We start from the raw sequence: 15,811 nt of genomic DNA, 5'->3' as shown, positions 1-15,811 counted from the left end.
CTCACAATTGTAAATTGCAAAATAGCACTGACGGTTTATAATCTACTTTATGCCATGTTAATTATCTTACACTGTGTAAATTAAGTCTATAGCAAAGGAAAGGAAGTTATATATTGAGTAATACAGATACTTCTACAAGTACAATTAAAAAAGGGCCTATTTTATTTATTATGATTTTAGGAGCTTTCTTAGCAACGTTAAACCAAACATTAATGAGCGTTGCAACTCCAGAATTAATGGTCGATTTCGACATTACGGCGGCAACTGCACAATGGCTCACAACTGGCTATATGTTAGTTAATGGAATTCTTATACCAATCACAGCCTATTTTATGCAACGCTTCTCGACCCGCCAACTATTTCAAGCGTCTATGTTTATTTTCTTGGCAGGTACGATCGTATCAGCTTTAGCAACAAGCTTCCCAGTTCTCTTAACTGGCCGTATGATTCAAGCAGCTGGGGCTGGTATCATCATGCCGCTTCTAACAAACGTAATCTTTTCGATTTTCCCTGCAAATAAAAGAGGTGGAGCAATGGGAATGGTTGGCTTTGCGATCATTTTCGCTCCGGCCATTGGACCAACATTAGCTGGTTATGTTCTTGAAAACTATAAATGGGAAGTAATGTTCTATGCCATGATTCCTTTCTCCATTTTAGTGATTATTTTTGGCTTTATTTACTTGAAAAATGTGTCGGAGCAAGTTGCGACTAAAATGGATATTTTCAGTGTCCTTCTGTCTACAATTGGTTTTGGTACATTATTATATGGCTTTAGCCGAGCTGGCAGTGAAGGCTGGTCAAGTGCTGAGGTGTTAGCTTCTATTGCAATCGGTATTATAGCACTTGCACTTTTCAGCTGGAGACAGTTGACTTCAAAAAGTCCATTACTGGATCTTAAAGCCTTTAAATATAATATGTTCTCCTTAACCACGGTTATCAACATTGCTGTAACAATGGTTATGTATGCTGATATGATGCTGCTGCCATTATATTTACAAAGTGCCCGCGGCTATTCAGCTTTAGAATCAGGACTATTATTACTGCCTGGAGCACTAGTTATGGGCTTCCTAATGCCTATTACAGGCAGACTCTTCGACCGCTATGGTGCAAAATGGCTGTCCATTAGCGGTATTATTATTATGATTATTACTACAATTGGTTTTGTTGACCTAACTGATTCTACGAGCTATACCTATCTAGTTCTTATGTCTACATTCCGACGTATCGGCATGGCACTTATGTTAATGCCAATTCAAACAGCCGGTTTAAATCAGCTGCCTGCAAGCTTGACTGCACATGGTACGGCCATTTCCAATACAATCAGACAAGTCGCTGGTGCTGTAGGTACTTCCTTACTTGTAACGATTATGACAACCCGTACGGAAACGCATTTAACAGATGCAATGACTGCTGGCGGAAATGCTGGCAACCAAGCTCAAATGATGTTAGATGCAACAATACAGGGAATTAATGATGCTTATGTTGTAATCATCGGAATTGCTATAGTCGGCTTAATTCTGTCCTTCTTTATCAAAAAAGTATCACCAGGAACACAATCAGCATCACAAAAGAAAGAACAGCAAGCTATGAGAAACGAACCAGAAGCAGCTAAATAATCCAAAAGGACTGATAAGTAAAATTGCTTATCAGTCCTTTTCGCTACTATTTGTTTGTTGGTATTTCCACACGGGCAATTGTCTCTTGTTTTTGTGACTGAATAGAAATTTCCCCACCATATCTATTCACTACTTCTTTAACAATAAATAGCCCTTGACCCCTGATTTTTCCCCTTTGGGCCTTTTTCGTTGAGAATCCTCTTTTGAAGATTTGCTCCTTCACTTTATCATTTATCGGGTGTCCTGTATTACATATCTCAAATAAATATGTTTTGTCATCAGCCTTACACGTAATACTCATTTTTCGTTGTTCTTCAGGCAAATCTATCGTTGCATCGATTGCATTATCTATTAAATTAGATAATATTTTGATTAAATCTGTTGATGCTATTTTCTTATACTTATTGTCTATTACATCAAATTGAATATCAATATTATGGTTTTGAGCCGCAAGCTTTTTCGTCTGCAAAAGCACAGATAAGCCAGGGTTGCTGACATTTAAATTGATTGATTGTATTAGATGCACTTCTTTTGTTAGTGTTGCGATATAATCATTGGCTTTGTCTGTAAGTCCAAGCTTAAGCAAGCCATGCAGTACCTGAATATGATTTGAGTAGTCATGACGTAATGATTGAACAGATGATATTAATGATTGCAGTTCAAATTGATAGGTATCCTCTGTATCGCCCACTTCTTTTTTCAGCTCTCTTGTATACCATTTTTGGAGGACAAAAAAAGCAACAAGCATGAGAATTACAAACAAACCACTAAAGATAAAGGCAGAAATACTGCTTTTTAATGCCTTTTTACTCACATTATTGATTGTATCTGGACTAATATCGATTCCAAGATAGCCGATAATTTCATCTTTTTGATCCTTAATAGGCACTCCGACTGTCAGATATTCTCCGTATATAGGATCTTGGATAATGTCAGTTGAGAAAGTCTTTCCATTGTAAGCTTTCACTACCTGTTCTTTTGGAATCGTACATATTCCGCCAATAGGAAACTCTTGCTCACTATCTTGCAAGGCAACAATCATTGCCCTCGTTACATTAGGGTTATTAACTAGCAGTGTGTACACATGTAAAGAGCCGTTTTTTTCCTTGGCGTCTTCTAAATAGCGTTGAATGACGTGATACTCCTTGCTTTTTACAGGATTTTCAAGAAACTTTTTATATGTTTCTGTATCTAATGAAGCCGCTATTTTTTTGGCAGTTTCTATATTTTGGTTAACGATAGAGTTTTCTGCCGTTTTTTTTATACTAGAATAAGAAGAATATATATTAACCATCATGAAAATAACTACTATAAAAAAAGATATAATAAAAATTGACTTCAATTTTTTATTTCTCATTTATACATCCTTGCCACGTTACTTTTACGTTGAAAATTTTTTAGAGTATAAGAGTATTTTACTACATAATCCAATCCTTTTCTTCGTTATTTTCCCACTTTATCCTTATTTCGCTAAACTATTTAATCCAGTTGCACATGACAACTGGATTATTTTTGCATTATTAACAAAATCTAACCTTTCACTCCCCTTTTGTGCTCATATATCAAACAGATACAGAGGAATCAGTTGTCTGTTCATTTTCCTGCATGCTTTCTTTTTGCTTTTCTGATTTTTCATATGCTTTCCAGAACGGGTAATACACCACAACCCCTATGGCAAAATTAATTACCACCATCAATACACCTTTCCAGTCACCACCTGTTGCAACATACCCAGAGATAAATGGCGGTGTTGCCCACGGTAATTCTACAAAAACTCTATTGATTAAATGTAGGGAAAACGCACTATAGGTGACAATTGCAGCAATTGTTCCAGATAGAATAAATGGAATGATGAAAAATGGATTTAACACAATCGGCAAGCCAAAGATTACTGGCTCAACAATGGTAAATAATGCAGCAGGTGTTGCTATTCCTGCCATTGTCCTTGCCTGCTTCAACTTAGATTTCCACATCCAGAATAAAATTCCCCAAGCAGCAGCTGGCCAAATTGTGATACGTTCTACTACTGTTGTCCATATATGCGGCAATTGCTTTATATCCACACCATTAGATAATGCCTTAGCATTTTCTGCGACCCATTGCAGCTTTAAAGGTTCAAATATTGGCCCAATCATATTATCACCATGCATGCCAACTGCCCAAAGCAACAGACCGATTAAGACTCTTGGGATAAAAACAAAAATGCTATCTGTACCACTAAAGACTGGTCCTAAAACGGTGTTTAAAAAGGTTGTTATATCAAAGTTAAGGATAGAGCGTACAAGCCATAACAATGTGAAAATAACGAAAAAGGGAATTAACGCAACAAAGGCATTCGTAACATTTACGGGAACACCATCTGGCATTCTGATCGTGATTTTCCTTTCTAAGAAAAAGCGGTACAGCCGAATACTAATTAAGCTGCTGATAATTGCGGCAAATAACCCGCCTGCTGCAAAGTTAGTCACACTCATTCCGTTTGATAGGTCATTAATGTTAATTAAGAAGAAGGCAGCGATACTAAGTAACGCAGCATTAATAGAATCAATTTCAAATCGTTTAGCATAGCTCATCCCAATGGCTATTGCTGCATATAGCGATAAAAAATTCATTGTCATATTATAAAATATTAAAAACTTCGCCGATACAGCTGAAAGAACAGGAATAAGAGGATCTTCACTAAAGGTTCCTGGCATTCCCAGCATGGCAATCAGCAAAAACAAACTGCCAATAATAACAATGGGAACAATCGCCACTAATCCATCCTTAACTGCTGCTACTGCAGGAATATTACCGAACTTTGCCATCGGTCCAGCCAGGCGATCCACTACAAAATCGGATACTTTCTCTAAAAAGGATTTCTTTTGATTACTCATGTGTTTCCCTCCCCAGTTTCTTTTAACCATTACTCGTATTTGTCGACAAATACATTTTGTAAGCGCTATCTAAAACTAATTCGGATTATAGAGTCTAGAAAAATATTTGTCTATAGCACAAAATCTCGAAACTGGCCCCAATAATTGCTTTTTTCGCTTTTGTTTACCAAGAACTACAAACTATTTCCCAAGTGAAATACTTGCGATACTTATAAAAAACTAAGAATTAATAGGGTTTATAACAGCTATAATGTCAGAATTCAATTTCGGGAAATGAAATTCAATTTCATGAACTATGCAAGTAATTACAAATAATGAAATCGCTCTCCTAAATCCTCTTCTCCCCTTTTTCAAGTAAATCCATGATGCTATGATTATTTTAGAGATGGAAAGGAGATTTTCTTATGTTAACAATTGCTTTTATTGGATTTGGGAATGCAGTAGTCAATTACCACTTACCGTACCTTGAAAGGAAAGAAAATATCAGAATAAAAAGCATTTATCGCAGAGAAGAGGACCGCATCGGGGATACAGAAAGAGAAGGCTGGTACCCTTCCATTCAGTTCACGACAAACCTACAAGAAGTGCTTGAGGATTCAGAAATTGAATTGATTGTCATTTGCACACATGTTGACAGTCATACTGAATATGCTAGAAAAGCACTAGAACATAATAAACACGTCCTGGTAGAAAAACCATTTGCAGCAACTGTTGAAGAAGCTAAAGAAATATTTGATTTTGCAGCATCAAAGGGTTTGATCGCGATGGCAAATCAAAATAGAAGGTTTGATGGCGACTTTTTGACATTAAAAAAGGTAATAGACAGCGGAGTGCTTGGACAAATTATTGAAATACAATCACATTATGATTATTTCCGACCACAATATATTAATAAGGGATTCGGCATGATGCACGGGCTCGCAGTTCATACAATTGATCAGCTTTATTCCCTTTTTGGAAAGCCGAAAAAAATCAACTATGATGTCAGGAGCGTTTACCACCCTGGAGAATCAGATGATTATATTGATATAGATTTCCACTATGGGCAATTGAAAACAACTGTTAAATGCAGCTTGGCCGTAAAAATCAACCACCCAAAATTTATTGTTCATGGTGATAAAGGCAGCTTTATTAAGTATAGCAGCGGACATCAACATAAAAATGAGCATGGACCGACCACTGTTAGCCTTGAAACAGAGGAAGAGAGTAACTGGGGAACGCTATCCTTTGTTGATGCAAACGGTATTGATCATCATGAGTTGGTAAAGTCTGAAGTGACAGACTATGGCATTTTATACGAAAAGCTTTATCAAAGTATTAAACAAAAAACAGAAAAACCTGTAAAAGACGAGGAAGTTTTAGCGGTATTACAAATATTGAATGATGGTGTCAATGCTGCAAAAAATGCTAATTACGAAACGGAGATTATATAATGAAAATCGGGACAATAGGTACAGGATTTATTGTAGATGCATTTCTTGCTGGAGTTGAATCAACGGACGAAGCTGTCTGCACAGCAATGTACAGCCGTAAACAAGAAACAGCAAAAACACTTGCAGACAAGTATGATATATCTACTATTTATACAAACTTGAAGGAAATGTTTGAAGACAATGAAGTGGAAGTTGTTTATGTTGCTTCACCGAACAGCCTTCACTACTACCATGCAAAACAAGCACTTGAGCATGGCAAGCATGTAATATGTGAAAAACCATTTACTTCTACTGTGCAGGAACTGGATAGTTTAATAGCTTTGGCAAAGCAAAAAAACCTGATGCTATTTGAGGCAATAACTACTATTCATTTGCCGAACTTCCAATTAGTGAAAGAAAACCTTGATAAATTAGGGCAAATTAAGCTGGTTCAATGTAATTATAGTCAGCTATCCAGCAGATATAATGCCTTGCTTGCAGGTGAAACACCTAATGTATTTAATCCAGAATTCTCTGGCGGATCTTTGGTGGATATTAATATTTACAACCTTCATTTCGTCATGAATCTTTTCGGTGCACCTGAACAAATTAGCTATACTGCCAATAAGCACGCCAATGGCATTGATACCTCTGGAGTGCTGGTTTTAAACTATCCTGACTTTATCGCAGAATGTGTTGGTGCCAAGGATACAAACAGTATGAACTTTGCCCTTATTCAAGGTGAAAAAGGCTATATTCATGTCGAAAATGGAGCAAACGGCTGTCGCCGAGTATTGCTTCACACAGGCACATCAAAAGTGGAATTAAATAGCCAAACAACAACCAACAATCTGTACTACGAGCTTGTTGCATTCAAAGATATATTTAACAGGAAGGATTATGACCAGTGCTATCAATTGCTTGATTACAGCCATTCTGTTTTAGAGCAGGTAGTAGCAGCTAGGAAGGATGCCGGCATTAAATTTGCGGCTGACTTATTATAATAATAAAAAACAGTATCATTTCATTTTGATGATACTGTTTTTCTATGTATGAAAGTTTATTCTCTTCCCCTATTTTTACTCCGACTGGCTTTTCAAGGAACTCATATATAATACATCAAAGATAAACAGGGAAGACATCATTCTGTATATTTTTGAAAGCTTAAAATGTTCATCCTTCATATACGTTAATATGGTTTCATTGCATATTTTAGCAAGCAAACTATCCCGACTTCCAGTGACTGCTATAACTGTCATATTATTTTTGCTTAGCTTCTTTGCAATATCAATCATCGCTTTATTCCTGCCAGTATGAGAAATAACAAAGGAAACAGTCGTATCACTATTTGTTAAATTTGTTAAGTAGTGCTCGTTCGCACTATTAAAGGCCACTGCCATAACCCCAACTTCATTCCATTTAGCGCTAGCTTGCTGTGCTACAAAATAGTTTAAATCAACGCCATAAATATCTATTCGTTTTGCTTTCGCAAGGATTTCAACAATATTACCTAAGCTTTCTTCATTAATGAGCCTTCTTGTTTCAACGAATGATTGTTCATATATTTCAGGAATAATCTCTAATCCACTGACCATACTGTTTTTTTGATAACTTATGCTTGTTTGTTTCGTTTGATCTACTTCTTTATATTCAAGAGCAAGCTTTAGCTGAAAATCAGGATAACCTTTCATACCCAACTTTTTACAAAGCCTAACGATTGTTGACGAACTTGTAAAGGTTAATTTTGCAAGCTCATTTGCAGTCAAATCAAAAACGATGGAAGGATTTTTAAGGATATAATTGACAATATACTGCTCCTGTGAAGTTAAATTGTACATATATTTCATCTTGTTAATAAGCATTTTTAATTTCCTTCCGCAACATTTTTTAATCTACTACTTATTATAGTAGGAAATGATGCATAGTGCTTACATTGACAGTTATTTTTAGTTAAATACAATTTTTCTGAGTTGCAACTTTATTAATGTGGTTCAATATGAACATGGACTTGATACACACCATACTTTTGGTTTAGAACAGCCTCTACTTTGTCTGCAATATCATGAGCTTTTTTTACATCTAATGTTGAGTTTACCAGTATTTCGACATCAATAACTTCATTATTCCCATAGCTTCTCCCTTTCATTTCTTTAATCCCTTTAATTCCGTCTATGCTGATAATTTCCTGCCTATACTCGTCCAATTTATTTTCATCAAATCCATCTGATAGTTCGTGTGAAGCATTTCTGAAAATATCCACTGCTGTCTTGCAAATTAACAGGCCGACAATAAGTGCTGTTACACTATCGAGCCAAGGCATATTTAGCTGTGATCCTAATATTCCTATAGCAGTTCCGATACTTACCCATGCGTCAGAAATATTATCCTTCGCGGCCGACATTACTGCACTGCTCTTAATTTTAAGCGCCAGCGCTTTATTATAACGATAAACACCATACATAACGGCAGCAGCAAATATTCCAACAATAGCTGCAGTAATGTCTGGCGACTCACTTTGCCCACTTGATAGAGAAGTAATGGATCCAAATAATACCTCAATCCCAACAACCATCATGATAAAAGAAGCAACCATCGAGGAGATTGCCTCACTCTTCCAGTGGCCATATTTATGGTCTTTATCTGCTGGTCTTTGCGAGAGCTTTAAGCCAATTAAGACTGCGAGTGACGCGATAATATCTGTTGTATTATTCAAACCATCTGCTCGTAATGCTGCAGAGTCAGTCATATATCCAACTGTAACTTTTATAATAGATAAAAAGATGTAAGCAATAATGCTAATAATTGCTCCACGCTCTCCAAGTTTTAAATCCTTGAATTTCTGTTCCTCCATCCTCTCTCTCCCTCCAACACGATGATTACATCATAACAATCAGCAATCGGGTGGGTCTAGAGCAACCTTTTTGAAGCAATTTATAAAAGTAAGCTACCTTAAAATATGTTTCCATTAAGCAAAACTCATGAACACTATCAAATTTTATAATCTCCCTTTATGGTGCAATTTAACAAGCATTAAATAAATTAACGAAATCTAGCTAAACAATGTTATGCTAAAGAGAAATAATTACTAATTTAAAAGTTTGAGGTGAAATTTTTGGAGAAAGACCAGTTAACAGTTATAGATAATCTTAAAGGTCTTAACGAAGGACATATAATCTATTTTTTCGAATATATAGATGCATACATTAAAAATGTTATCGACTTTGCTATTTCAGGCTTAGAACAAGATCAATATTCTATCATCATAGAAAATGATCGGATTAGTCCGCTTATCCTAAAAGGTCTTAAAGAAATAGTAAGTGGTAGTCAATTAAACAAAATTAAGTTCATCAATAACTATGACTTTTATTTCGCTAAGGGAGATTTCCAATGTGCATCCATATTCGATTATCTTCCAAGCTTAATAAAAGATTATTCTAAACAGCAATTTTCTGTCCGAAGCTGGGCCCATGTTGAATGGGGCGATGTTCAAGAGATACATGAAAATCTAGCTAATTCAGAACAAGAAGCCGACATAATCGTTAAAGAAAACAGGCTTCTATCCGTTTGTGCTTATGACGCGGACCGAGTTAGTGAGACAACACGAAATAATCTCATTTCTCGCCATGGTTTTCTTATCAATGATTACCCGAGATAAATAATAAGGGAATTTTTTCTGTAAATCTCAGAAACAATACTAAAAACGCTCTCAAAGCACGAGTTTTATACCTGTTCTTCTTTAATACGATCCCGACTTTCCATCGGATGTATTGGCTATTAATTTTTTTATACAAATTTTATTTGCGCACTCGGATGTTAAGGGCTTTGGAATAATTGCCACACCTAAACCATGTCGGACTAATTGCATAAGCATGTCTCACTGTGTTGTTTTATAAGCAATATTTGGTTTAAAGTTCTCATTTCGACAGCTTTCTAAAACTACATGGTTTAATGCAAAACTTGTATCAAATAATACCCAATCATCCTTTTCTAATTGTTTAAGTGCTATGGTTGCACCAGCCTTTAAATGATCATCTACTGGCAAACAGGCCACGAATGGTGCTTTAAAGATAAGTTTCTCTAACTGCTTACTTTGTTCAGGTATTACGAAGAATCCAACATCTATCTGTCCTTTTTCCACCAGTTTTTCAACATGCAAACCAGCTTCTTCTACTATTTCAATCAGCACACCTGGATATTTCTCCTTAAAGGTCTTTGCTACTTGAGGAAAAGAAAAAGCTCCAATTATTTGTGGCAAGCCTACTTTTAAATGCCCTTTAATATCATCGTTTGTTTCTTCCAGTTCTGTTTTTAACTCCTTCATTTGATTTTAGGATTAGCGCTTTTTCATAAACCAGTCGCCATTCGTCCGTTAAACCAATAATTCGACTTTAACTGTAACCCCAACAGGTAATCAACAGTTGGGGGTTTTATACTTTAGGTTTACTTATATTATGTTAAAACTCCTTAAAATCAGTAAGCATACATAAGAAATGCATATTCAAAAAAAAAATCCCTAAAGTGTTAAAGCAAAGGTTAAGACATTTTATTAAAACATTCATCATGTTTGTTTTCCTTTTTCCTAATCAACACGAACCGATGAAAGCTCCCCTCTTTCCATGCATGTCAAGAGCCCATACCTTTAGTTAGTTTTTTTCTGCTTATGTATTCCATTATACTTTGAAAGGAATACAGAAGAACTTCTCTAAATAAATAAACCAAAAAATACTGTTTCCCTGTAATTCTGACAAGTGAAAAGATACCCATACGTTTTAATAACGGCAAAACAAAATAAATAAACAGGAAGTGTATCATTAAATTCACCAAAATATACAGCGGTAATTTACCATATGTCCATTTTAATACCCAAATGGTAAGGGCAAAGAAAGGTCCCCAAGCCCATGTATCTTCTCCAGCTACCTTTGGATGGATGCTTTGATAAAAAGCCCACCACCTTCTTTTCTTAGCAAAGATATTAGTGCATTTAGTTACGATGCCTATAAAAAAAGCGGCAGGGAGAAATCGTTTTAAGTCCTGTTTGTTGATGAAAATAAGACTGGACAAACTAATTATAAATAATACTATTAAGAAAAATCTCGATTTTTTCATGTACATACCTCCCTGCTTAAGATGCTCTATTTCTTAAGTATTTACACAGCATTTAAGGTAAACATTGGACTATTATGCGCAATAAATTGTAAGATCTTTGAATGGCATATGGAACTTTTTTAGTCATGTGTTGAGGATTGGACAAAAGTATTTAAATCTAATTGAAAAGCGAACTATTTAATCGTTATTGATGAATAGACTCTAAGCCATCCTCTATTTTATAATTCGTGTTTAAACAGGTTATATTTTGTATTGTTCAAGCCTCGTATTATTAGTCCATTGACAAGAAATGCTAAGGTTCGGTGGTTTATTGATAAAGAATTGTTCCAGCATAAGCGCAGCTACAGTAACATTTAATATTACTGAGTCAAAGTTACGAAATTATACTTCTTCCACTGAATGAGCGTAATTGTTGCTGGTAAACATTTATTTTCTAAGAATTAAATATCACTTCTTGAGACTATTAATTGATATAAAATAATATTGCCTTTAAGTAGTATTAAACATATAGAATGGGTATTAGAAGGAGAAAATACTATTGATTTAAGACTTAAAATGATGATGATCAGCAAGGAGACATTGAAAGATAAAATTACATAATGACTTAATGTTTACAGAGGCTTGACAGGAAAATTAGTCGTTGCTATAAAGCAAACTGTAGCCAAATAGGTATAATACAAAATAATCCCTAAACATACTAAGAAAAGAGGAACTTATATGAAACTTTCAGGAAATACAATACTTATTACAGGTGGAAGTGCTGGGATTGGACTAGCTTTTGCAGAACGATTTTTAAAGGCTGGCAACAAAGTAATCATTACAGGCAGACGTAAAAATGTCCTTCAAAATGCACAAGAAAAATATCCTGAACTCATAACATATGTCAGTGATTTGAATAGTGAATCTGATCGACTATCCCTTTTTAATTGGGTATCAGAGCACCATCCTGAAGTGAATGTGTTAGTGAACAACGCAGGAATTCAACAACGTTTTGATGTGTTAAAAGCAGATGCTAAAACGAACTGGAATTATTTTAACAATGAACTAACAACTAACATTGAAGCACCCTTCCACCTTTGTATGCTGTTTGCGCCTTTTTTTGCTGAGAAGGAAGATGCCGCAATCATTAACGTTACATCTGGATTAGCATTTACACCATTTGCTATTGCACCAATTTATTCCGCAACCAAGGCTGCGCTTCATTCATTTACAATAAGTCTGCGCCACCAACTATCACATACATCTGTTGAAGTAATTGAAGTTGCTCCACCTGCAGTTAATACAGATTTAGGCGGTGCCGGGCTGCATACACACGGGGAACCATTAGATGAATTTGCAGATGGAATATTCAAGGGATTAGAAGAAGGTAAACAAGAAATTGGCTATGGCACTTCAGTAGAACGCCTGCGAATGTCACGAGATAAAGTTGATGAGCATGTAGAAAATATGTACAATGCATTGAAGCATACACTTGATTAATTAGCTCTATAACATGTTATAATAAAAAGAGGCTGGGACATAAATATGTGAACCAGCGTAAAGACCGAATTACTTAATCAACTATGAAATGCCCCCTGTCAAGTAGACAGTTGAAATAATAAAAAAGATTTAAACAGCTTGAGCTCTATATTCCATAGGGCTTAAGCCGTTTAATCGTTTTTGATATCTTTCATAATTATAAAAATGAATATACTCCTCTATCGCATGTTCAAGTTCCTCAAATGTCTTATATTTATGTATATAATACTTCTCACATTTCAGTGTTCCCCAAAAAGATTCCATCGGTCCATTATCAATACATCGACCAACTCTTGACATACTCTGCGTCATTTTCGCCGCATCTATCCTTTGCTTAAATCCTTTGGAGGTATATTGATACCCACGATCACTATGGATAAGTGGATGTTCCTCCTCTAATAATAGTGCAGTTGCTTGGTCTAGCGTCTTAAATACAAGTCTATTATTATTGGAATGTCCTATAACAAAACTTACAATGGAGCCATCATAAAGGTCACGAATTGCACTTAAATAAGCCTTCCTTGATTGGCCATACTTAAATTCCGTTACATCTGTAACCCATTTTTCATTTGGTTTCTCCGCAGTAAATTCTCGATTTAGTCTATTTTCCGCCACCTGTTTAGGAGTAAAGTGTTTATAACGTTTCTTCTTGATGCGGATAATCGAGCGTAAGCCCGCCACTTTCATTAGTCGATAGATTCTTTTATGATTAAGTTTCTCTTTAAACTGTCTATTCATGTGAAGCGTCATTTGACGATAACCGAAGGTACTATCCACTTTTTCATGAAGAATCTTCATTTCTTTTATGATTTTTTCATTCAGTAAATCCTGGGAAGTAGGGAGACGATTCAGCCATTTATAATAGGCGGATCGTGCTATTTTGACTATTTCACAAAGTAAAGAAATACTTATGTTTTCTTCCCTATGAAGCTCCTGGATAGCGATATATTTATCCTCGAATCGGATAGGCTTTATTTTCTCCTCCTTTCTATCTCCTCCAACTTTTTTAAATACAAATTCTCCGCACGCAACCGTTCATTTTCTCTTTCTAGCTTTTTCATTTGAAGCTTGAATTTTTCTTCTGGAGTTAGCTTTGATTCCTCTTTCCTTTTACCACGTCTATCTTTCAACGCTTCTTCTCCGCCATCTTCATACTTCTTTACCCAGTGATAAACTTGTTGATAAGAAACTTGATACGTATCCGCTGCTTCTTGATAATTTTTTCCGTTCCCCAAGCAATCAAGTACAATATGTAATCGTTCTTCCCAAGTTAGTTTGCTTTCATTAGTCATAGAGCCCGTCCTTTCTTGTGACGCATCTTTTAATTCACTATGACTATTATACTTCCTAATCCAACTTCTGAGGACAGAGGGATGGGATATTTCATACATTCTAGAAACCTCACGAATCGAAGAACCACCGGACAAATACTCTTTTATGGCGGATAACTTTAGTTCTTCCGAATATTTTTTCCATGCGGAAGACTCCTTTAATCCTTCTAAGCCAAAGGTATCAAACTTATATTTCCATTCCAAAACGGTGGCATGATGTACTTTATAAATGGATGCCACTTTAAGTGAAGAAAGTGATTCATCAAACGCCTTCACTATTTCATATTTTTCTTCTGCAGAGTAAAACTTTCGAGACATAAAAAATACTCCCCTATAGTATCCAGATTTTATTTTTTAACCTGTCTACCTATAGGGGAGCTTATCACTATCGATTAAATAGTTCGGTTTTTTTGTTTTTAGTTTAAATACAACAAATTAGAAATTTTAGTGAAATGGAGCGGAGGCCACTCGACTTCTGCGGGAAATAGAGGAAAGGATGAGACCCCGCAGGCGAAGAAAGCGAGTGGGTGCAGCGCAATGAAACAAACTAACTTTAACTCAAAATTCTATTTAGACACAAGCTTCATTTTTCAAATTTAGATGTAATTTTATGATTCGTGTTTAGATAGGTTATCTTTTGTTTTGTCCCAGCCACTTTGTTAAATTCAATTTTTAATCACTTAATCTTCTATCTTCGTATTTATTATAATAATCATATAATTTCAAATAATTCAGGTTTCACAAAAAGTGGCAAGTTCTCACAAATACTCTCATAAGTTGAGAATTCATCATTATTAGTGAGCCCCATAATGCTATCTCCATCATAACCAATCCAAAATAAACTAACCTTTTTATCGAATTTCACAACAGGCACAATAGCTCGTTTCCCTTCCCAGTTCCCCTTCCAGACTCTCTCCTCTATAGAATAAATATCTGTATTAGTTGACCACATGACAATTTCATTTGAACTGCCCATAGATACAAATAATGGAAAAACCACTTTAAACTGGCTCATATTTTCTACATTTGCTACAGAAATTATCCGATTTTCTTTTTGATATAAGTATTTGAATTGGATATCACCTTTGTAACATTTTTCTTCGTAGTCCTTCTTCCAAAAGCTTGAAAACTCTGCACAGAAATAAAGCGGGAATGCTTGAATATTCTCCATCAAGCTTGGAACAAAGTTTTTATTACATTCAGGAAGATATAAATTATCCATAGAAAAGACATACGAAGGTGTCTCTTCCATGCCAAAAGGGAAACAACCTCCTGCATCTGGATCTTTGCTATAATAATACTTTGGTAAGAATCCGATGTCTAGTTTCAACTCTTCATCTCCTTAACTGGAAATTTCACTAAAATGTCCTCTAATCCTTTAATAAATAAATCAACATAGGTTAAATCTGTTTCGTATGAAAATTGAAGTTTATTTCCAGTTCCTACAGGAATCTGTACAACTCCTGCTATTTCTACCTTTTTTCTAGCATCCAAAGTAAAAGTCAGCTCAAAAAAAGGTTCAGAGGCTTCAAATATAACAGTTTTCTTTTTTATTGCAGAAAAAGACTTTAATTCTTGTATATAAAATTTTATTAAGCGCCCTTCTAATATAACCTCATTTAGTTCAGCTTTGAATCCTGGTATATGCAAAATCATAAAATTTCGATGCCAATCCAAATCATTGATGTTATCTGCATCTGAATAGGCATTTGCATAACTACAAATTTTAAAGTAGCTCTTTCCATCTTGTGAACGCAATTCTGCATAGGGAAATTCCAAAAAATAATCTATTTTCATCTAAACCCAACTCTCTAGTTAAATATAACTTATCCTCTACTTAATAATTCTATTTTTTATATTTTTTATAAATAAAATGCAAATATCATAATTCTATGTATCTCTGCTTATTCCTTCTTCAATAGAATTATTTGTTCTATAACGTCAGTTCAAAG

The 15,811-nt window shown here is 35.2% G+C and carries 14 protein-coding genes; 5 read left to right on the top strand and 9 right to left on the bottom strand.

Going from position 1 to position 15,811, the window contains the following annotated elements; all coding sequences use genetic code 11:
- Positions 1 to 170: 170 nt before the first annotated feature.
- The gene (locus tag CEQ21_RS03175; protein ID WP_185764068.1) at positions 171 to 1,616 is read left to right on the top strand and encodes a DHA2 family efflux MFS transporter permease subunit; all 1,446 of its coding nucleotides are present in this window, start codon (positions 171 to 173) and stop codon (positions 1,614 to 1,616) included.
- Positions 1,617 to 1,662: 46 nt separating this feature from the next.
- Here the strand turns inward: CEQ21_RS03175 and CEQ21_RS03170 are convergent, their stop codons facing one another.
- Together CEQ21_RS03170 and CEQ21_RS03165 are read right to left on the bottom strand one after the other, a co-directional pair.
- On the bottom strand, positions 1,663 to 2,913 hold the full coding sequence (locus CEQ21_RS03170; protein ID WP_235907149.1) for an ATP-binding protein: 1,251 nt from the start codon (positions 2,911 to 2,913) through the stop codon (positions 1,663 to 1,665).
- Positions 2,914 to 3,178: 265 nt separating this feature from the next.
- Complete coding sequence (locus CEQ21_RS03165; protein ID WP_185763208.1) at positions 3,179 to 4,492, bottom strand: PTS sugar transporter subunit IIC; 1,314 nt, start codon at positions 4,490 to 4,492, stop codon at positions 3,179 to 3,181.
- 404 nt (positions 4,493 to 4,896) lie between these two features.
- Here CEQ21_RS03165 and CEQ21_RS03160 point away from each other — a divergent pair, with 404 nt between their 5' ends.
- Both CEQ21_RS03160 and CEQ21_RS03155 read left to right on the top strand, forming a co-directional pair.
- Positions 4,897 to 5,925, top strand: a complete 1,029-nt coding sequence (locus CEQ21_RS03160) for a Gfo/Idh/MocA family oxidoreductase (protein ID WP_185763207.1) — start codon at positions 4,897 to 4,899, stop codon at positions 5,923 to 5,925.
- Positions 5,925 to 6,908, top strand: a complete 984-nt coding sequence (locus CEQ21_RS03155; protein WP_185763206.1) for a Gfo/Idh/MocA family protein — start codon at positions 5,925 to 5,927, stop codon at positions 6,906 to 6,908. The genes CEQ21_RS03160 and CEQ21_RS03155 overlap by 1 nt, the downstream gene beginning before the upstream one ends.
- A 75-nt stretch (positions 6,909 to 6,983) precedes the next feature.
- Here the strand turns inward: CEQ21_RS03155 and CEQ21_RS03150 are convergent, their stop codons facing one another.
- Positions 6,984 to 7,766: a MurR/RpiR family transcriptional regulator gene (locus CEQ21_RS03150; protein ID WP_185763205.1), complete on the bottom strand. Its 783-nt coding sequence runs from the start codon at positions 7,764 to 7,766 to the stop codon at positions 6,984 to 6,986.
- Positions 7,767 to 7,885: 119 nt separating this feature from the next.
- Complete coding sequence (locus tag CEQ21_RS03145; RefSeq protein WP_185763204.1) at positions 7,886 to 8,755, bottom strand: cation diffusion facilitator family transporter; 870 nt, start codon at positions 8,753 to 8,755, stop codon at positions 7,886 to 7,888.
- Positions 8,756 to 9,016: 261 nt separating this feature from the next.
- On the opposite strand from CEQ21_RS03145, the gene CEQ21_RS03140 reads away from it, so the two are divergent.
- On the top strand, positions 9,017 to 9,559 hold the full coding sequence (locus tag CEQ21_RS03140; protein ID WP_185763203.1) for an MEDS domain-containing protein: 543 nt from the start codon (positions 9,017 to 9,019) through the stop codon (positions 9,557 to 9,559).
- A gap of 219 nt (positions 9,560 to 9,778) precedes the next feature.
- Here CEQ21_RS03140 and CEQ21_RS03135 read toward each other — a convergent pair whose 3' ends face one another.
- Positions 9,779 to 10,225, bottom strand: coding sequence for a LysR substrate-binding domain-containing protein (locus tag CEQ21_RS03135; protein ID WP_185763202.1), 447 nt, complete (start codon positions 10,223 to 10,225; stop codon positions 9,779 to 9,781).
- A gap of 302 nt (positions 10,226 to 10,527) precedes the next feature.
- Entirely contained in the window at positions 10,528 to 11,010 is a 483-nt protein-coding gene (locus CEQ21_RS03130; RefSeq protein WP_185763201.1) for a hypothetical protein, read from the bottom strand.
- Positions 11,011 to 11,727: 717 nt separating this feature from the next.
- On the opposite strand from CEQ21_RS03130, the gene CEQ21_RS03125 reads away from it, so the two are divergent.
- Positions 11,728 to 12,489: an SDR family oxidoreductase gene (locus tag CEQ21_RS03125; RefSeq protein WP_185763200.1), complete on the top strand. Its 762-nt coding sequence runs from the start codon at positions 11,728 to 11,730 to the stop codon at positions 12,487 to 12,489.
- 129 nt (positions 12,490 to 12,618) lie between these two features.
- Here the strand turns inward: CEQ21_RS03125 and CEQ21_RS03120 are convergent.
- The 3 genes from CEQ21_RS03120 to CEQ21_RS03110 all read right to left on the bottom strand — a co-directional run bounded on the left by CEQ21_RS03120 (position 12,619) and on the right by CEQ21_RS03110 (position 15,656).
- Positions 12,619 to 14,177, bottom strand: a protein-coding gene (locus CEQ21_RS03120; RefSeq protein WP_235907135.1) for an IS3 family transposase whose coding sequence is annotated in 2 segments (ribosomal slippage) — positions 12,619 to 13,526 and positions 13,526 to 14,177 — 1,560 coding nt in all. Because the reading frame shifts where the segments join, the coding sequence is not laid out codon by codon here.
- A gap of 394 nt (positions 14,178 to 14,571) precedes the next feature.
- Positions 14,572 to 15,189 (bottom strand): hypothetical protein, encoded by a 618-nt coding sequence (locus CEQ21_RS03115; protein ID WP_185763199.1) that lies wholly within the window; start codon positions 15,187 to 15,189, stop codon positions 14,572 to 14,574.
- A complete protein-coding gene (locus CEQ21_RS03110) occupies positions 15,186 to 15,656 on the bottom strand; it encodes a WapI family immunity protein (RefSeq protein WP_185763198.1) in 471 nt (156 codons plus the stop codon). The genes CEQ21_RS03115 and CEQ21_RS03110 overlap by 4 nt, the downstream gene beginning before the upstream one ends.
- Positions 15,657 to 15,811 lie beyond the last annotated feature (155 nt).

The organism is Niallia circulans (assembly GCF_007273535.1).
Taxonomy (GTDB): domain Bacteria; phylum Bacillota; class Bacilli; order Bacillales; family Cytobacillaceae; genus Niallia; species Niallia circulans_B.
This window is presented reverse-complemented; position numbering and strand designations above follow the sequence as displayed.